This window comes from Ruegeria sp. HKCCA5929 (assembly GCF_013034525.1).
GTDB lineage: Bacteria > Pseudomonadota > Alphaproteobacteria > Rhodobacterales > Rhodobacteraceae > Ruegeria.
This window is the reverse complement of record NZ_WQGE01000001.1, coordinates 557,313-575,426: the sequence shown is the minus strand read 5'-3', so window position 1 is coordinate 575,426 and position 18,114 is coordinate 557,313. Positions and strand designations below refer to the sequence as shown.

20 protein-coding genes are annotated in these 18,114 nt (G+C 56.4%); 15 read left to right on the top strand and 5 right to left on the bottom strand.

Features of this window, described 5'->3' with window-relative positions; all coding sequences use genetic code 11:
- Positions 1 to 36: 36 nt before the first annotated feature.
- From GOV90_RS02825 to GOV90_RS02785, 9 genes are all read left to right on the top strand, one after another.
- The gene (locus tag GOV90_RS02825) at positions 37 to 180 is read left to right on the top strand and encodes a hypothetical protein (protein WP_171090153.1); all 144 of its coding nucleotides are present in this window, start codon (positions 37 to 39) and stop codon (positions 178 to 180) included.
- A 127-nt stretch (positions 181 to 307) separates the two neighbouring features.
- Complete coding sequence (gene bamA, locus GOV90_RS02820; RefSeq protein WP_171090152.1) at positions 308 to 2,668, top strand: outer membrane protein assembly factor BamA; 2,361 nt, start codon at positions 308 to 310, stop codon at positions 2,666 to 2,668.
- A 21-nt stretch (positions 2,669 to 2,689) separates the two neighbouring features.
- On the top strand, positions 2,690 to 3,253 hold the full coding sequence (locus GOV90_RS02815) for an OmpH family outer membrane protein (protein WP_253284712.1): 564 nt from the start codon (positions 2,690 to 2,692) through the stop codon (positions 3,251 to 3,253).
- Between the two features lie 72 nt (positions 3,254 to 3,325).
- The gene (gene fabZ / locus GOV90_RS02810; RefSeq protein ID WP_050602398.1) at positions 3,326 to 3,799 is read left to right on the top strand and encodes a 3-hydroxyacyl-ACP dehydratase FabZ; all 474 of its coding nucleotides are present in this window, start codon (positions 3,326 to 3,328) and stop codon (positions 3,797 to 3,799) included.
- Positions 3,796 to 4,581 carry an acyl-ACP--UDP-N-acetylglucosamine O-acyltransferase gene (gene lpxA, locus GOV90_RS02805; RefSeq protein WP_171090148.1) on the top strand — a complete coding sequence of 262 codons (786 nt, stop codon included), beginning with the start codon at positions 3,796 to 3,798 and terminating at the stop codon, positions 4,579 to 4,581. Before fabZ ends, lpxA begins: the two co-directional genes overlap by 4 nt.
- A gap of 4 nt (positions 4,582 to 4,585) precedes the next feature.
- Entirely contained in the window at positions 4,586 to 5,380 is a 795-nt protein-coding gene (locus GOV90_RS02800) for an LpxI family protein (protein WP_171090146.1), read from the top strand.
- Positions 5,380 to 6,546: a lipid-A-disaccharide synthase gene (lpxB, locus tag GOV90_RS02795; protein WP_171090144.1), complete on the top strand. Its 1,167-nt coding sequence runs from the start codon at positions 5,380 to 5,382 to the stop codon at positions 6,544 to 6,546. Before GOV90_RS02800 ends, lpxB begins: the two co-directional genes overlap by 1 nt.
- Positions 6,539 to 7,114 (top strand): hypothetical protein, encoded by a 576-nt coding sequence (locus tag GOV90_RS02790; RefSeq protein WP_171090142.1) that lies wholly within the window; start codon positions 6,539 to 6,541, stop codon positions 7,112 to 7,114. The genes lpxB and GOV90_RS02790 overlap by 8 nt, the downstream gene beginning before the upstream one ends.
- 98 nt (positions 7,115 to 7,212) lie before the next feature.
- Positions 7,213 to 7,758: a carboxymuconolactone decarboxylase family protein gene (locus tag GOV90_RS02785; protein ID WP_171090140.1), complete on the top strand. Its 546-nt coding sequence runs from the start codon at positions 7,213 to 7,215 to the stop codon at positions 7,756 to 7,758.
- On the opposite strand, the gene mnmA is transcribed toward GOV90_RS02785, so the two are convergent.
- A complete protein-coding gene (gene mnmA, locus GOV90_RS02780) occupies positions 7,755 to 8,900 on the bottom strand; it encodes a tRNA 2-thiouridine(34) synthase MnmA (protein ID WP_171090139.1) in 1,146 nt (381 codons plus the stop codon). The genes GOV90_RS02785 and mnmA overlap by 4 nt on opposite strands.
- A 130-nt stretch (positions 8,901 to 9,030) precedes the next feature.
- On the opposite strand from mnmA, the gene GOV90_RS02775 reads away from it, so the two are divergent.
- The 5 genes from GOV90_RS02775 (at position 9,031) to GOV90_RS21290 (ending at position 14,824) form a co-directional block, all read left to right on the top strand.
- Positions 9,031 to 9,324 (top strand): DUF1153 domain-containing protein, encoded by a 294-nt coding sequence (locus GOV90_RS02775; protein ID WP_171090137.1) that lies wholly within the window; start codon positions 9,031 to 9,033, stop codon positions 9,322 to 9,324.
- 85 nt (positions 9,325 to 9,409) lie between these two features.
- Complete coding sequence (gene ctrA / locus GOV90_RS02770; protein ID WP_171090135.1) at positions 9,410 to 10,126, top strand: response regulator transcription factor CtrA; 717 nt, start codon at positions 9,410 to 9,412, stop codon at positions 10,124 to 10,126.
- Positions 10,127 to 10,249: 123 nt separating this feature from the next.
- Positions 10,250 to 12,502 carry an NAD-dependent DNA ligase LigA gene (ligA, locus tag GOV90_RS02765; RefSeq protein ID WP_171090133.1) on the top strand — a complete coding sequence of 751 codons (2,253 nt, stop codon included), beginning with the start codon at positions 10,250 to 10,252 and terminating at the stop codon, positions 12,500 to 12,502.
- Positions 12,499 to 14,589, top strand: a complete 2,091-nt coding sequence (gene recG / locus GOV90_RS02760) for an ATP-dependent DNA helicase RecG (RefSeq protein WP_171090131.1) — start codon at positions 12,499 to 12,501, stop codon at positions 14,587 to 14,589. Before ligA ends, recG begins: the two co-directional genes overlap by 4 nt.
- A gap of 112 nt (positions 14,590 to 14,701) precedes the next feature.
- On the top strand, positions 14,702 to 14,824 hold the full coding sequence (locus tag GOV90_RS21290) for a hypothetical protein (protein ID WP_256367922.1): 123 nt from the start codon (positions 14,702 to 14,704) through the stop codon (positions 14,822 to 14,824).
- A gap of 184 nt (positions 14,825 to 15,008) precedes the next feature.
- Here GOV90_RS21290 and GOV90_RS02755 read toward each other — a convergent pair whose 3' ends face one another.
- Positions 15,009 to 15,647 carry a MarC family protein gene (locus tag GOV90_RS02755; RefSeq protein WP_216602331.1) on the bottom strand — a complete coding sequence of 213 codons (639 nt, stop codon included), beginning with the start codon at positions 15,645 to 15,647 and terminating at the stop codon, positions 15,009 to 15,011.
- Between the two features lie 58 nt (positions 15,648 to 15,705).
- Positions 15,706 to 16,158 carry an iron-sulfur cluster assembly scaffold protein gene (locus GOV90_RS02750; RefSeq protein ID WP_171090127.1) on the bottom strand — a complete coding sequence of 151 codons (453 nt, stop codon included), beginning with the start codon at positions 16,156 to 16,158 and terminating at the stop codon, positions 15,706 to 15,708.
- A gap of 48 nt (positions 16,159 to 16,206) precedes the next feature.
- Here GOV90_RS02750 and hisI point away from each other — a divergent pair, with 48 nt between their 5' ends.
- A complete protein-coding gene (gene hisI / locus GOV90_RS02745) occupies positions 16,207 to 16,596 on the top strand; it encodes a phosphoribosyl-AMP cyclohydrolase (RefSeq protein ID WP_171090125.1) in 390 nt (129 codons plus the stop codon).
- A gap of 9 nt (positions 16,597 to 16,605) precedes the next feature.
- Here hisI and gluQRS read toward each other — a convergent pair whose 3' ends face one another.
- Positions 16,606 to 17,487, bottom strand: coding sequence for a tRNA glutamyl-Q(34) synthetase GluQRS (gene gluQRS / locus GOV90_RS02740; RefSeq protein WP_171090122.1), 882 nt, complete (start codon positions 17,485 to 17,487; stop codon positions 16,606 to 16,608).
- Entirely contained in the window at positions 17,484 to 18,098 is a 615-nt protein-coding gene (locus GOV90_RS02735; RefSeq protein ID WP_171090120.1) for a class I SAM-dependent methyltransferase, read from the bottom strand. Before GOV90_RS02735 ends, gluQRS begins: the two co-directional genes overlap by 4 nt.
- Positions 18,099 to 18,114: the final 16 nt, after the last annotated feature.

Below are 18,114 nucleotides of genomic sequence, written 5' to 3'. Positions count from 1 at the left end.
TCATGGCTATACTTTTTGCGTTGAAAGGGTATCGCCATGACCAAAGCGCTAAAAAAATCATACCAGGGGTTCAGCTTTCTTTTCATGCTGAACCGTGACGTATTGTTGAGCTTTGCCATGACAGCGCTGGCGTTGACTGGCGCAATGTATCTGGCCGGGGTTTATCTGGCCGGATTCTGATTCTCACCGAAATGCAGAAAGCTTGCTGTGCCGCGTCGCACTGGAATGCTTCTATTTCGCCTTTTGACAAGCTCATTTAATCTCGTTACTCAGCATTAAAGTCTTAAAATTCTGGGTAGAGCACAAAATGACTGACAGGCGAGACGCGGGCACATCCTGCGGGGGGCAAATGCCGACAAACAATATTTTGTGGCAGGCGCTAACGGTTCTTTTCCTTTTTGTTGCGGCGTGTTTGGTGGCTTTTCCGAATGCAGCGCAGGCGCAGAACTTCACGATCAATTCGTTTCAGGTGGAAGGCAATCGCCGGATTGAAACGGGCACGATCATCGCCCGAACCGGAATCGAACCCGGGCAAACAGTCAGCGCTGGTCAGATCAATGATGCCTATCAGCGTTTGCTTGACAGTGGTGTATTTGAAACAGTCGAGCTGACGCCGCGCGGCACGACTCTGGTGATCGAAGTTCAGGAATACCCCACGATCAACCAGATCAGCATTGAAGGAAACGCACGCGTCAAAGACGATGTTTTGCTGGACGCCATCGAGTCTGAACCGCGCCGGGTGTTTACCCCTCAGGCGGCGGAAGCAGACGCTGACCTGATCGCCGAAATTTATTCTGCGCAAGGCCGGGTCGCGGCAACAGTCATCCCGCGGATCATCCGCCGCAGTGACAACCGCGTCGATCTGGTTTTCGAAGTATCGGAAGGCACCACCATCGAAGTTGAACGCGTCAGCTTTGTTGGCAACCGCGCCTTCTCGGATCGCCGGTTGCGCCGTGTTCTCGAAACCAAGCAGGCGACGTTCCTGCGAACCTTCTTCCGCAATGATACATTTATCGGCGACCGCATCGAATTCGACAAACAGGTCATTCGCGATTTCTACCTGTCGCGCGGCTATGTCGATTTCCGCGTAAACAGCGCCAATGTGGAATTCACCCGTGAACGCGACGCCTTCTTCTTGGTGATGAACGTCACTGAAGGGCAGAAATTCTCGTTTGGCAAGATCACAACAGTAAGTGAAATCCCCGGCGTGAATGCGGCTGAATATCAGGATGCACTGAAGATCAAGCCGGGCGTGACTTATACGCCATCGCTGATCGAAAACTCGATTGCGCGTCAGGAACGTCTGGGCGTCAAACAGGGTGTGGACTTCTTGCGGGTCGAACCTCGCATCACGCGCAATGATCGCGACCTGACACTGGACGTCGAATTCGTTCTGACAAAAGGGCCGCGCATCTTTGTTGAGCGGATCGACATTGAAGGAAACACCACCACGCTGGACCGTGTCATCCGACGTCAGTTCGACACTGTAGAAGGCGACCCGTTCAATCCGCGCGAAATTCGTCAGGCGGCCGAGCGGATCAATGCTCTGGGCTTCTTCGCCACCGCAGATGTCGAGCCGCGTGAAGGGTCTTCGCCCAGTCAGGTGATCCTAGATGTGGATGTTGAAGAACAACCGACAGGCTCGCTTAGCCTTGGTGGTAGCTACTCGGTCACGGACGGTTTCGGGATTGCAATCGGCCTGAACGAATCCAACTTTTTGGGACGTGGTCAAAACCTGGGTCTGACCATTTCAACCGCGCAGGACTCCGAGCAGTATGCGATCAGCTTTACAGAACCCTATCTTTTAGGCCGCAAGTTGCGTTTTGACTTGGGGCTGGGGCTGTCGGGAACGAACTCTGGTTTTGCCAGCTATGACACAAGCTCGCTGTTCTTCACGCCGCAGCTGACCTACGCCATCGGCGAGTTGTCATCGCTGCGCTTGCGCTATGGTTGGGATCGCAGCGAGATGACCCAACAGGACAACGAAACCAATGGCGCCGTTATTTCGTCCGAAATTGCGCAAGGCAAAAGAACCTCTAGCTCGTTGGGTGTATCTTACGTGTATGACAGCCGACTCGGTGGTCTGGATCCGAATTCCGGTGTTCTGTTCGAGGTTGGCGTTGATGCGGCCGGTCTTGGAGGAGACAACAAGTACTTCAAAACCACAGCGCGCGGTATCGCACAAACCCGTGTTTGGAACGAAGAAGTCGTGCTGCGGGCGACCATGGAATTGGGCGCGCTGCATTGGAGAGGCAACGACTTCAGCCGTACTGTCGACCGTTTTGTATTGGGCCCGAACACCTTCCGTGGCTTTGAGCCCGCTGGTATTGGCCCACGTGACTTGTCCAACGGTCAGGACGATGCCATCGGCGGCAACTACTACTGGGTTGCCCGGTTCGAAACCGACTTCCCGCTTGGCTTGCCAGAAGAACTTGGTCTGCGCGGTGGTTTGTTCTATGACGTCGGCAACCTCTATAACATCGACGATGTGAACACGGCAGGCGCAACTATTGTGGGTGCGAGCGGATCAATCCGCCATGTGATCGGCATTTCGGTTCTCTGGGACACGCCGTTTGGGCCGCTGCAGTTCAACTTCTCTCAGCCTCTCAAGAAAGAGTCCTTCGACAAGGAACAGAACTTTGACTTTACCATTCAGGCTCGGTTCTGATCCCAAATGCTGAATATACTCATGACGATAGCACGGGGCCCATTACGGGCCCTGTGTGTGTTTTCGGCCCTTGTGATGCCGCTTGCATTGGACGCACAACAACTTGGCGTGCCGCAGGCCAGCGTCGTTACGCTTTCCAGCGAAGAACTTTTTGCCGACTCGGCTTTCGGGCAGCGCGTTCTACGAGAGATTGAGGCTGAAAGCGCCTTGTTGGCAGAAGAAAACGAACGGATTGTGGTCGAGCTGAGCCAGGAAGAAAAAGAACTTACGGAACAGCGTGCGACCTTGCCTGCCGAGGAATTCCGCCCGTTGGCCGAGGCTTTCGACACCAAGGTTCAGTCCCATCGAGAAGGCCAGCGCGCCAAACTGGACGCATTGGCGCGGCGCAGCGAAGAAGCGCAACAGACTTTTTTTGAAATTGTGCGCCCAATTCTTGTTGATCTGCTGCGCGAGTTCGGTGCCAGTGTGATGATCGAACGGTCGAATGTCGTGGTTAGTACGACAGACATTACCGAGGCCGCGATCGCTCGCATCGACGCCGCAATCGGTGATGGCAGCACGCTGCAAGAAGGCAATGGCGAATAGGGTTGCTTGCTCTTGGAATGCGGTATTGTTAACCACGCGCAAAAGAAACATCCAAAACGGGATACCTGATCAATGACCACGGAAACCAAAAGCGCCGACATTCAGCTGATCCAAAGGATCTTGCCGCACCGCTATCCGTTTTTGCTGGTCGACAAGGTCGTGGACATCTCGGGCTATCAGTCGGCGCGCGGCATCAAGAACGTGACCATGAACGAGCCGCACTTTCAGGGGCATTTCCCAGGCACACCGATCATGCCGGGCGTCACAATTGTTGAGGCCATGGCCCAGACCGCAGGTGTAATGCTGGGTGTTGGCATGGACGTCATCGACACCGAGCTGCTGATCTATTTCATGAGCATCGACAAGTGCAAGTTCCGTCGCAAGGTTGTGCCCGGTGACGTTCTCGAGATGCATGTTGAAACCGTGCGCGGCAAAAAAGGCGGCAAGCTGTTCAAGTTCAGCGGCCGGGCCACTGTTGAGGGCGAAGTGGCGGCCGAGGCCGAATTTTCGGCCTATGTAGATTGGGACATGGAAAAAACGACATGAGCGGAATCCATCCCAGCGCAATTATCGAAGAGGGCGCGCAGATCGGGCAGGACTGCTCGATCGGTCCATTTTGCTATGTGGGTGCGCAGGTCAAACTTGCGGATCGGGTTGAACTGAAATCCCATGTGGTCGTGACCGGTGACACTTCGATTGGTGAAGATACTATTATCTTCAATTTCTCGGTGATTGGTGAAATTCCTCAGGACCTGAAGTTTGGTGGCGAAAACACCCGTCTGGAAATTGGTCAACGTAACCGGATCCGGGAACATGTGACGATCAACACCGGTACCGACGGTGGCGGCGGTGTGACGCGGATTGGCGACGATTGCTTGTTTATGGCGGGCGTTCACGTGGCGCACGACGTGCAGATCGGCAACCGGGTCATCATGGTCAATCATGCAGGAGCAGCCGGTCACTGTATCGTGGAAGACGATGTGATCGTCGGCGGCATCTCGGGATTGCATCAATGGGTGCGCGTCGGGCGTGGCGCGATCATCGGGGCGCTGACCATGGTGCCCAAAGACGTTATTCCCTACGGTCTGGTGCAGGCCTCACGTGGTGAGCTGGACGGCTTGAACCTTGTAGGTCTTAAACGCAAGGGTGTTTCGCGCGAGGATATCTCGGCGCTGCGCGCGGCCTTCAAGGAACTGTCCGAGGGCGATGGAACCTTCATGGACCGCGCCAGCCGGATCGGCGAAGGCAATGAAAGTGATTACGTGCAACGGATCGTTGATTTTGTCACCGGCCACAGTGATCGCTCATTCCTGACACCAGGGAAATAAACCCATGCTGGCGTTGATTGCGGGAACAGGGGCATTGCCAACCGAAGTTGTGGCTCAGCTCGCAGACCGACCTTTGATCTGCGCACTGGAAGGGTTTCCACCTGACGATCTGACCGTGGATATAGAATTCCCGCTGGAGCAGCTGGGCAGCTTCATTGCCGATCTCAAGGCGCGGGGCGTGACGCAAGTTTGTCTGGCTGGTGCAGTTCAACGCCCGCCCATCAACCCAAGCCGCATTGACGCTGCGACCCTGCCGTTGGTTCCGGTGATCCAAAAGGCGATCATGTCCGGCGATGACGGCGCGTTGCGTGCGGTCATCGGAATCCTTGAGGATGCAGGGCTGCAAATGCGCGCCGCACATGACATTGCGCCCGGTTTGCTTCCACCTTTGGGCTGTCTGACGGATGCGCAACCCTCTGAGGCTGACATGGCCGATGCAGACCGTGCGGCTGGTATTCTGCGCGCAATGGGGGCTGCTGATACCGGACAAGCATGTGCGGTCTCTAAAGGTCAGGCGCTCGCGATAGAAGGGATATTCGGCACTGCCTGGATGCTGAAGTCTTTGATCCAACGACCAGACGCGGGTGGAGGCATACTGTTCAAAGGGCCCAAACCCGATCAAGACCGGCGCGCCGATCTACCTGCCATCGGACCCGATACCGTCACAGACGCGGTCGCGGCCGGGTTGTCCGGGATCGTGTTGGAAAAAGGCGGCGTGCTTGTTCTGAGGCAAGAGCAGGTCATAGCCGAATGTAACCGACTGGGTCTGTTCCTTTTCATCCGCGAGCGGGCAGCCTGATGCGCGTTTTTCTGGTCGCCGGAGAACCTTCGGGCGACCGGCTGGGCGGCGCGTTGATGAAAGGCTTGAAAACTCTGGTCCCAAATGTGGAATTTGACGGGGTTGGTGGCCCACTGATGGAGGCGCAGGGCCTCACAAGCCAGTTCCCTATGTCTGAACTGTCGGTCATGGGCCTTGTCGAAGTTTTGCCGAAGTTCTTTCACCTCAAGCGTAGGATCTCCGAGACTGCGCAGGCCGTTCTGGACACGAACCCAGATGTGTTGATCACCATCGACAGCCCGGATTTCAGCCTGCGAGTTGCCAAGATCGTAAAGGCCGCAAGCAACACCCGCACGGTTCACTACGTCGCCCCAAGCGTCTGGGCCTGGCGGCCGGGACGGGCCGACAAGATGGCCAAGGTTATAGACCATGTTCTGGCGCTGCTTCCTTTTGAGCCGCCGTATATGGAACGGGCAGGGATGGAGTGCGACTTTGTCGGCCATCCGGTGGCCAGTGAACCGGTTGCCACTCGGGACGAGATCGCCGCATTTCGGAGCCGTTTTGATCTGGGAGACGCGCCGATCCTTCTGGCTTTGCCCGGATCACGTCGGGGAGAGATCGAACGGCTTGCGGAGTCCTTTGGCGGCGCATTGCGGCTGTTTGTCAAGGACCATCCGGACTACCGCGTCGTGATCCCAACCGTAGGCGCGACAACCGATCTCGTGAAAGACTTGGTCACGGATTGGCCCGGAGACCCGGTTGTGCTGGACCCACGCCACGAAGACGCGGATCAAGCCCTGGCCAACAAGCGTTCCGCGTTTGGCGCGGCCAGTTTGGCGCTTGCGGCGTCAGGGACTGTGTCACTTGAGCTTGCTGCGCAGAATACGCCGATGGTCATAGCCTACAAACTCAACTGGCTTACACAGAAGATGGCCGAACGGATGGTTAAACTGGACACCGTAACGCTGGTCAATCTGGTGTCAGATACGCGCGCTGTGCCGGAATGTCTGCTGGATGACTGTCGACCCGAAAAGATCGCCCAGGCCTTGCACAATGTGATCAACGCCCCGGATGCGCAGCAGCTTGCCATGAGTCTGACCATGGACCGATTGGGCCGAGGTGGCGAAGCCCCTGGTCTGCGGGCAGCACGGGCTGTATTAGACAGAATGCAGGTCGATTATGCTTGATCATGCGCTGTTCGCGGTGTCTGCCGGGATTGCGATGGTGTCCACCAATCTCGACAATCTGGCTGTCTTGCTTGGCCTGATCTTGGTTATGGAGCAACGCCGCGCCATTTTAGGTTTTGCGGTCGCACAGACACTTGTTCTGACTCTGGCTTTGACCGTGGCGTTGGGGTTGAACCAAAGCGGTGTGCCCTTCTGGATTGGGTATCTGGGCATCGTACCATTGGCATTTGGCTTGCGTGGTATTTGGAAGCAATTTCGGGAAGAGGAAGTGGAAGAGGCAGAACCGAAAGGCGCCGTAACCTCGGTCGTCACGCTTTTCCTGAGCCTCTCGATCGACAGTTTTGCGGTTATGACCCCTTTGCTTGCGGACTCCGCGCCCTCCTATCGCGTGGCAGCACTGGTTGGTGCAGTAGCGGCCGCCGCCGGTCTGGTCGCTGTTGCGACATGGGGGGCGCCCCGCGCCAAAAGCCTCGGCCCTCGTGTCGCACGTCTGGATCGGATCGCTCCTTACATCATGGTCTGCGTTGGGCTTTACATTCTCTTTAACTCGCCCACAGATATTGTGTAGCGGGTTCAAGACGCGCCCGTGACGCGCATAAGTGATCTCAGCCCGGTTGTTGCAGCGGCGTGGGCCTGAGATATCTTGATCGAAAAAGGAGCTTAGCAATGACCCGCATTCCCCCGTTGTTGGATCATGAGATGACGGAAGAAGCACGCGCGTCCCGTGAAGCTTTGGGCGCGTATGGCCCGTTCGACAATTGGGCCCGCGTGGCTGCCTATTGCCCGCCCGTTCTGGACCATGTCACCGGAATGCTGACCACGTTGCGCGAACAGCAGAACCTGCCACGCCGCGCACTGGAATTGGCGATGGTAACGGTGTCAAAGCTGAATGCTTGCGACTACTGCGTTTCCCATCATACGCCGCTGCTAACGGTCGCGGGCCTTAGTTCGGAAGGGGCTGCGCGCCTCCCGGATGTCCAGGATCATCCTGAACTTGATGCCTGTGACAAAGCTGTTGTGCGCTATGCCGAAGCCGTGACAACACGGTCCGGTCGTATGCGGGACGCCGAAGTGTCCGACCTGCGAGAATGGTTCAACGATGCACAGATCGTTGAATTGACCTGGCGCATCGCGTTGTGCGGAGCGTTCAACCGGTTCAACGATGCGCTGCAAATCCAGATCGAGTCTGAGGTCGAACCTGTATCGGCTTAGTATCCGCGCCAGATCCAGCCGCCGCCAAAAATGCGGCTGCCTTCACTTGCATAAAACACACAAGCCTGACCCGGAGAGATGCCTTCTTCCGGCGTCAGCAGTTCAACTTCTGCTGTTGTGTCGGACAGCGGACGAATGATGGCTTCACGCGGCGGGCGGGTTGAGCGAACTTTGACCTTCAGGTGCCATTCATCGCGCGAGGTAAAAGGTTCATCGCCCAGCCAGTTGATCTCGCGCACCGGTACAACTCGGGTGGCCAGCATCTCTTTGGGGCCGACAACAACCTGTTTCTTGTCGACGTCCAGTTTGACGACGTAAAGCGGTTCGCTCAGGCCGCCGATGCCAAGGCCGCGCCGTTGCCCGATGGTGTAATGGATCACACCGTCGTGCTGCGCTAGAACGCGGCCATCGGCGTGTACGATTTCGCCGGGTTCCGCTGCACCGGGGCGCAGCTTTTCGATGACACTGGCATAGTTGCCATTGGGCACGAAACAGATGTCCTGGCTGTCAGGCTTGTCCGCAACGGACAACCCGTATTGCGCCGCCATTTCACGCGTCGCGTCCTTGGACGGCAAGTGGCCCAGAGGAAAACGCAGGAAGTCCAACTGTTCCGGCGTGGTCGAGAACAGGAAATAAGACTGATCGCGGTTCGCATCCTCGGCGCTGTGAAGCTCTGGCCCATTGGGGCCTATCTTGCGCTGGATATAGTGACCGGTGGCCATGCAGTCGGCCTCGAGATCTTTGGCAGTCTCCAGCAGATCCTTGAACTTCACCCGTTCATTGCAGCGAATGCAGGGCACAGGGGTCGCGCCCGCCAGATAGCTGTCAGCAAATTCGTCGATCACGGCGTCTTTAAAGATGTTCTCATAATCCAAGACGTAATGCGGAAAGCCACGCTCCTCGGCCACACGGCGCGCGTCGTGAATATCGATCCCGGCGCAACACGCGCCTTTCTTGGCCAAAGCCGCTCCGTGGTCATAAAGCTGCAACGTAACCCCAACGACGTCATACCCCTGATCCGCCAGATAGGCCGCCACAACCGAGCTGTCGACGCCACCGGACATCGCAACAACCACCCGCGTTTCCGAGGGCGGTTTAGCAAAACCAAGCGAGTTCAGCGGGGTCTCGGTATCGAGGGCCATGATCAGTTCCGTTTCGGGTTAAGGAAGACCGCCGGAATATAAGAAAATTCTACACATTCTCAAGGGGCGGTTTCATGCGGTCTTAAGTAGCCTGATGTCAGTAACGGAGCAGGAAGAAAAGGGTTGAAAGATGTTTTTGCACAAAGTTGAGGGCCCAAGGTCCGTGACACTGCCCGATGGGTCCGTTTTGACACGCGCGGATCTGCCGCCTGCAAATACGCGCCGCTGGGTGGCCTCACGCAAGATTTTGGTTGTGCGTGGCGTGCTTTACGGCCTGATCGGCTTGTCTGATGCCAAGAAAAAGTACGGGATCAGTGATGAAGAGTTCAACAGCTGGGTGTCTCTTGTCGCTGAACATGGTGTCGAGGCGTTGAAGGCCACCGCTTTAAAAAAATATCGACAACCTAAGGGAGAGTATGAATAAATGATTCAACGGTAACGTCAGATTAACCATTCTTGTTCAGGTTTAATTTTAATTGGAATTGTTGACCGAATTGGAGCAGTGAAAAATGCGCGTACTTCTTGTCGAGGATGATCCGACCACGTCCAAAAGCATCGAATTGATGCTGACGCATGCAAACCTGAACGTTTATGCTACGGATCTTGGCGAAGAAGGCATCGATCTGGCGAAACTCTATGATTACGATCTGATTTTGCTGGATCTGAACCTGCCGGACATGAACGGGCACGAGGTTCTGCCTCAGTTACGCATCGCACGTGTTGAAACACCGATCCTGATTCTTTCAGGGGCCGATGATACCGAAAGCAAGATCAAAGGCTTTGGTTTTGGTGCAGATGATTACCTGACTAAACCATTCCACCGGGAAGAGCTGGTGGCGCGTATTCACGCCATTATCCGCCGGTCGAAAGGGCATTCGCAATCTATCATTCATACCGGTCGGGTTGCGGTAAACCTGGATGCCAAAACCGTGGAAGTGGATGGAAAAACTGTTCACCTGACCGGCAAAGAATACCAAATGCTCGAACTGCTCAGCTTGCGTAAGGGCACGACTCTCACCAAAGAGATGTTCCTGAACCACCTCTATGGCGGTATGGATGAACCTGAGCTGAAGATCATTGATGTGTTTATTTGCAAGCTTCGCAAAAAGCTCAGCAACGCAACCGGCGGCGAGAATTATATCGAAACCGTCTGGGGGCGTGGATATGTGCTGCGCGACCCGCAAAGCAACAGTTTGGAAGAAACACGAATGGCTGTCGGCCTCTGATTTGAACCACCTGTGCTGTCGGCGGTCCGGGGCAGCACATTGCACTCACGGCTCAGCACGTCTGGACCTGGCCATGACCTCGCCCTATCACTGAGGTCCAAGAACGCGTGACAGGGCGAGGCCATGAGCAACTCAATCTCCATTTCTGATCTGACCGAAGACCAAGCACGCGCCGAACTGGCGCGTCTGGCGGATGTGTTGTTGCGGGCGAACACGCTCTATCACGGTGCAGACGCACCGGAGATTTCAGATGCTGAATACGATGCACTGAAACGCCGCAACTCAGAAATTGAGGCGCGATTCCCTCACCTTAAACGTGGTGATAGCCCGTCGGAGCAAGTGGGTTCAAAGGCGGCAGACGGGTTTTCGAAAGTCACGCATGCTATTCGAATGATGTCGCTGGGCAACGCTTTTGATGACGAAGACGTGGCTGATTTCGACAGATCCATTCGCAAGTATCTTGGCCTAAGCGCGCAGGAGCCTCTGTCTTTCACGGCTGAACCAAAGATTGACGGTTTGTCCCTGTCCTTGCGCTATGAAAAAGGGCTGCTTGTGCAGGCGGCCACACGAGGGGACGGTGAGGTCGGCGAGAACGTGACCGCAAATGCACGCACCGTCTCGGATATTCCTCAGCAATTGGACCACGCGCCCGAAGTTCTTGAGGTCCGCGGTGAGGTCTATATGTCTCATGCCGATTTTGAGGCACTGAATGCCCGGCAAGCAGAGCGGGGCGGAAAACCATTTGCCAACCCCCGTAACGCAGCGGCCGGATCTTTGCGTCAATTGGATGCGGAAATCACGCGATCCCGTCCCCTGAAGTTCTTTGCTTATGCCTGGGGTGAAGTGTCTGAGCCTCTGGCGGGTACGCAAATGGAAGCGATTGATCGGCTCAAGTCGCTTGGGTTTTCAACGAATGATCTGACCCGTCTGTGCGCAACAACCCAAGTCATGTTGGAGCATTATCGGGATATTGAAGCGCAACGCTCTACCTTGGGCTACGACATTGATGGGGTTGTCTATAAGGTCAACGATTTGTCCCTTCAGGCGCGCTTGGGGTTCCGCTCGACCACGCCGCGATGGGCCGTTGCGCATAAGTTTCCTGCTGAACTGGCCTGGACGAGGTTGGAAGCAATCGACATTCAGGTCGGTCGCACGGGTGCGCTCAGCCCTGTGGCTCGGTTGCATCCGGTGACTGTGGGCGGGGTCGTGGTATCCAACGCCACACTGCATAACGAAGATTATATCGCTGGGCGTGATGCCAAAGGCGGTACGATCCGCGACGGCAAAGACATTCGCGTTGGCGACTGGGTGCAAGTCTATCGCGCGGGTGACGTGATCCCGAAAGTGGCGGACGTAGACCTGACGAAGCGCCCCTCTGATGCTCAGCCCTTTGCCTTCCCGACGCTGTGCCCCGAGTGCCAAAGCGCGGCGATCCGCGAAGAAGGTGACGCGGTGCGCCGCTGTACGGGTGGTTTGATCTGCCCGGCGCAAGCGGTGGAAAAACTCAAACATTTCGTGTCGCGAAAGGCGTTTGACATCGAAGGACTGGGTGCAAAGCAGATCGAAATGTTCTACGATGATCCGGTGCTGTCGATTAATTCCCCTGCGGAAATCTTTACACTGGAACAGCGTGACAAGGGGAATCTGGCCCGGCTGAAAAACCGCGACGGGTGGGGGGAAACCTCGGCCGGAAACCTGTTTGCAGCGATCGATGAAAAGCGAACCATTCCGTTTGCGCGGCTATTGTTTGCATTAGGCATTCGCCATGTGGGCGAAGTTGGCGCACGTGATCTGGCGTTGTATTACCGCGAGTGGGATGCCATGGCAAAAGCGTTGGATGCTGCGCGCCCGGCGGCTTTGGCGCAACGGCAAGCTGATGAGGCAGAAGACGCCGAGCGGGCCGCAGCACTGGCTGAAGGTCGTCGTGCACGCGTTAAGGAAGTGCGTGATGCAGCGATTGTCGCAGCTCGCGTACCAGCAGAGGCCAATGCCGCATGGTCCGATCTGATCGGTATCGATGGGATCGGAGCAACGCTTGGGCTGTCTCTGTCAGATGCATTTGCAAATGCGGAAGAGCGGCGCGCGTTTGATACACTGCGGCAGGAGTTGACCGTTATCGCACCCGATGCACCTGCGTCCGACAGCCCGGTCGCAGGCAAAACGGTTGTTTTCACAGGAACGCTGGAAAAGATGACGCGCGCCGAAGCCAAGGCTAGGGCCGAAGCTTTAGGTGCAAAAGTGTCTGGCTCTGTCAGCAAGAAAACCGATATTCTGGTTGCCGGCCCCGGAGCTGGGTCGAAGGCGAAGAAAGCGGCAGAGCTTGGGATCGAAACGTTGGATGAGGATGGCTGGCTGCAGCTGATCGAAGGCGCATGAGCGGACGGCCTGAACAGCTTTTCCCGCTGTTTGCGGGTTTGGAAACACTTGAGGGTGTTGGTCCCAAAACCGCGCAGGTTATGGCGCAGACCGGCGTAGAAAGCCCGCGCGATGTTTTGTTCGGGTTGCCATATGCGGTGGTTGATCGGCGCAGGCGCGACACGATTCAGGGTGCTGACCTGCCGGCTACATTGACTGTTGAAGTCACTGTTGGCGCTCATCGTCCGTCGCGCAACAAGGGCGGAGCTTATCGCGTTCATGTCGAAGACAGTCAGGCCGATTTCCAGTTGGTCTTTTTTCATGCGCGTGGAGACTATTTGAAAAAGCTGCTTCCGCAGGGATCGCGCCGGGTAATTTCAGGCAAGTTGGAATTGTTCGACGGCATGGCCCAGATGGTGCATCCGGACCATATGTTGCCGGTCGAACAGGCCGGAGAGATTCCGGAATTCGAACCTGTCTATCATCTGACACAAGGGCTGACCCAGAAAACGGCGTTCAAGGCCAGTCGCAGCGCGTTGGCGCGGGCGCCTGAGCTTGAGGAGTGGATCGACCCCGCGCAGCTGGCCCAGCAAAAATGGCCGGATTGGGCTTCGGCCATTCACGCCGGGCATCACCCTCAGGGGGCGGATGACGTCGCCCCATTTGCACCCGCGCGGCAGCGTTTGGCGTATGACGAATTGTTTGCACATCAGTTGACCCTGGCATTGGCCCGTCAACGAGAGCGCAAATCCCGAGGTATCGTCAGCGTCGCGACCGGAAGATTGCAATCCAAGGTGCTGGCCAGCCTTCCGTATCGCCCGACCGGCGCTCAGAGCCGGGCGATTGATGAAATCGCGGCTGATATGGCATCTGAATCCCGCATGAACCGTTTGCTACAGGGCGACGTTGGTGCAGGTAAGACACTGGTGGCGTTTATGGCACTGCTGATCGCCGTCGAAGCCGGTGGGCAGGGTGTGATGATGGCCCCGACCGAGATTCTCGCGCGTCAACATCTGGAAGGGTTGCGCCCATTGGCCGAAGAGGCCGGGGTGGTTTTGGAACTGCTCACCGGGCGGGATAAGGGGGCCGAGCGTCGTGCCAAGCTTGAGGCGCTGAAACAGGGTAATATTCAGATTCTGGTCGGCACTCATGCCGTGTTTCAAAATGACGTGGAATTCAAGGCTCTGCGCTTGGCTATCGTGGACGAACAGCACCGATTTGGTGTTCGGCAACGGATGGAACTGTCGGAAAAAGGGCAGGGTGCGGATGTTCTGGTGATGACGGCGACACCGATCCCGCGCAGCCTGGCGTTGGCGCAATACGGGGACATGGACGTCTCGGTGCTGGACGAAAAGCCGCCCGGGCGAAAACCGATCAAAACGGCGATTGTCAGCACGCAGCGTATGGACGAGGTCGTGTCGCATCTGCGCCGCGCGATCGAAGAGGGGCGGCAGTGTTACTGGGTTTGTCCGTTGGTGGATGAATCCGAGGTTTCGGACCTGACCGCCGCCGAAGATCGGTTCAAACGGTTGCGCGCTATTCTGGGGGAAGGCGTTGTGGGGCTGGTTCATGGTCAGATGCCACCCACTGATAAAGACGCTGCCATGAGCGCCTTTCAGAACGGTGACACCAAGGTTCTGGTGGCGACAACCGTGATCGAAGTTGGGGTCAATGTTCCCAACGCAACGATCATGGTGATCGAACGGGCCGAGATTTTCGGGCTTGCACAGTTACACCAATTGCGAGGGCGTGTGGGGCGTGGCGACGCGGACTCGACTTGCCTGCTGATGTACCAACCGCCGCTCAGCGAAGGTGGGCGCAAACGGCTGGAGGTTTTGCGCGAAACCGAGGATGGATTCCGCATTTCCGAAACCGATCTTGAGATGCGCGGGGCCGGGGATCTGATCGGGACCGCGCAGTCCGGCCTTCCTAAGTTCCGTATCGCTGATCTTGAACGTCAGGCCGGGTTGATGGCTGTCGCCCAGTCGGATGCGCGGGCTTTGCTGAATGCGGACCCTAAACTGACGTCGGAACGGGGCCGCGCCGCGCGTGTTCTTTTGTGGCTGATGAAACAGGATCAGGCAATCCGTTTGATTTCAGTAGGTTAGACCAGACGTTCTAAAAAGTTCACAAATGTTCGCAAAAAGTTCTTTACCGACTCGGGTAAATATGAGAACAAAAGGTCAACAAAGGATTAAAACTCTGACCGGAGGTGACCCTATGCTGACTCAGATAAAGACCGCTTTCAGCCGCGCGCAATCGACCATCCTGCAGGATGCGGTTGGCGTGATGTCTCTGGTCGTGATCCTGATGGTCGCGTTGCACCTGCCTGTTGGTTTTTAAGACTTTCTGCCTGCGATCTCGTGCCGAAAAAACCGCGCTGTCATCCCCATTTCAGTCAAGGGTGACCTGCCTGTCCCAAACCCCTTGAGGGGCCATGCCTCGGCCCCGCGCGGTGAACCGGACCCCACGCGAGACACGCAATGCCTGCCGCCGCCCTTTCGCCCGGAAGGTGCGGCGGTTTTTTTTACAGCTGTCCGGTTTTGAAAATCTCAAGCAGCGCGGACAGAACAGAGTTGACCGCGACTGAGGCCAGGATCATCCCCATGATACGGCTGATGATCGCCGCGCCCGAGTGCCCGATCCAACGGATGATCGGCTCTGCCAGAAGCATCAGAAAGAACGCAACCAAAAGCACCGAAAGCATCACCAAAGCGGTGATCCCCTGATCGGCAGCGCTGTAGCGGTGATTGTCTGTCAGGATGACAATAGCCAGCATCGCTCCGGGTGAGGCCAAGGACGGGACCGCCAATGGGAAGATTGCCGGGTTTTGCTTGTGGTATTTGTCTTCCAGATCGTCTTCCGCCTGACGTTGTTCTATGTCCTGCTTGCTTTCGCCAAAGATCATGGTCAGCGCAAAGAGGAACAGGATGATGCCACCCGCGACCTGAAAGGAATTCAGGCCGATATCCAACGCTTCGATAAGCAATTGCCCAAAAACGAGGAAGAACAACAAAACCCCGGCGCTGATCAACGATGCCAGTAACGCGGTCTTGCGCCGGGCTGCGACGCCTAGGCCCGCAGTGACGGCGATAAACACGGGAATTGTGCCGATCGGGTCGATAACGACCCAAAGCGTTACAAAATGCTCAAGCAGATTGTCCAAACCCATCCCTCCTAAAACCTGATCAGAGGGGTAACGGGTTTACCCTAGTTTGCCAAGTTCACGCGCAATGCGCCTGTTCGGCCTGTGCCAGCGCTTCGGCTGTGGCGTCCAGCGCCAACAGGATTGATGCATGCCGGTTCTTGTAGTCCCGTGCGGGCATCAGAACTTCCAGCCCGTCAAACGGTGCATCCGGGGCGGGGCCGTCTTTTTTCAACATGCGCGTCAGTTGATCGCGCGCGGCTTCAACCTGAGCACGCGTCGTACCAATGATGGCGTCCCCGACAACTGCTGCCGATGCCTGACCCAAGGCACAGGCTTTTACGTCCTGACCAAAGGCGCTGACCCGACCATCGTCAACCTTCACATCCACAGTCACAGTCGAACCGCACAATGGCGAGCGTTTCTTTACCGTCGCATCCGGGTTGTCCAGCCGGTCAAGATGCGGAATATCCGCAGCCAGCGCCAGGATGCGCCCGGAATACAGCTTAATCAGGTCGTTCTCGCCGCTCATGGCTTTCCCTCGTCGTGTGTTCCTCATACATAGTGGCCAGCCCACCGGATGCAAAAGGTTTTTGAGATGACTGATCCCGTCGTGTTCGATCCATCGACGCTGAAATATAACGAAGCGGGTCTGATCCCGGCCATTGCGCAGGATGACGCGTCAGGCGAAGTCCTGATGATGGCGTGGATGAATGCTCAGGCCGTTGAAAAGACACTGGAAACGGGCAGGGTGACCTATTGGTCGCGCTCTCGTCAGTCTTTCTGGATCAAAGGCGAAACCTCGGGCCACGTGCAGGAGCTGGTGGATTTTCGGATCGATTGTGACCGCGATTGCCTGTTGGTTCTGGTACGCCAGACAGGGGCTGCCTGCCACACCAACCGCCGGACCTGTTTCTATACTGCTGTTCGTGATGGCACTGAAACTGAACTTATGGCCCCGATGGAATAAGACTAACGGTCAAAGACCGACCATGCGTCGAATGTCTGCAGGGCTGTAGCCTTCGGCCCTGTATTTCGAAATCGCACGGGCATCGTCCCGTTTCGCCAGTCGTTTGCCGGCTTCATCGCGGATCAAATCATGGTGCAAATACGCAGGCGTGGGTAAATCCAGCAATGCCTGCAATAGAACGTGGATGCGCGTGGCTTCGAACAGATCCCGCCCCCGGACCACATGAGTGATGCCTTGCGCTGCGTCGTCAAGGACAACGGAGAGGTGGTACGATGTCCCCATATCACGGCGGGACAATACAACGTCGCCGATTGTGTCTATTAACTCATCGGGGGTGAAAGTGATGGTGCCCGTTTCACCATCAGGCCCTGAGCCAAGTTCGATGAACTGAAATCTGGACCGGTCTTTGATCGCTTGACACGCCTTGGCAATGTCCAGCCGTAGTGGCTCGTTACGTGGTCGAGGATGCTGCCTTAAGTCTTTGTCCTGATGAGCTTTTCGACACGTTCCGGGGTAGATTATTCCGTCAGGTCCGTGCATTGGAGCGCCTTCCTGCGGAGCACTGGCAGCGGCGGCAATATCTTTTCGGTTGCAAGTGCAGGGAAACAAGAAACCCTGTCCCCAAAGACGATCTAAGGCCTGGTCATAGACCCCCATACGGTCCGACTGACGCACAACCGGCTTTGGCCATGTCAGGCCAAGCCATGTCAGATCGTCATAGATCTGATCCTCCCAATGCTGTCTTGAACGAGACTGATCGATATCCTCGATCCGCAGCAGAAACTGACCACTTTCAGCTATGGCCATGTTGCTGGCCAGCAACGCGGAATAAGCGTGTCCCAGATGAAGTGGCCCGGTTGGTGATGGCGCGAAGCGTGTCAGGAAAGTCAAGCTTTTTCTAATATATACACGTCAGAGTTAAGGTTGATTCCGGGTAGATGCGGCCCGTATTCACGAAATAGCAAACGTGCAGCCCCCATGTCGACCCAATCGGTGATGCGGCACGTGTAAGTGTTATCTGCCAGCGCGTGATCATTCAGAGAAAACGCAAACAGCCCTCTTTTGGGTAAAGCGTGCATCAATGCGTCGATTGTCTCTGCCGGGGCTGCGCCTTTACCGATGACACCAATGGCTGTGACAATCGAATATGCACCACGCTTGAGCGGGGCTGGTTTGGTGATATCAAAGCCGCTCAACGCTCTGTAAACACCTTTTGCCTTTGCTTCTTCTAGCATTTTTGGGGTGGGGTCCATTCCGTCGATAAGCTCGAATCCGACTGCGCGCAAAGCCTGACCGGACAGTCCGGTTCCGCATCCAAAGTCCAGAATCGGGGTTTCAGGGTGGGGGTGGGCAGACCACAAAGCCGCCGCCACACGAGTCGGCGTGACGTATCCGTGATCTTCGATTTCTTTATCGTAGGTCGCGGCCCAGTTCTTGTAGTGCGATACTGTCTCTTGTGGGGTGTCGAGGCTGTAAGTGCTGTCTAGGAACTTGTCGGTCATAGAAGCATGCTAGGCC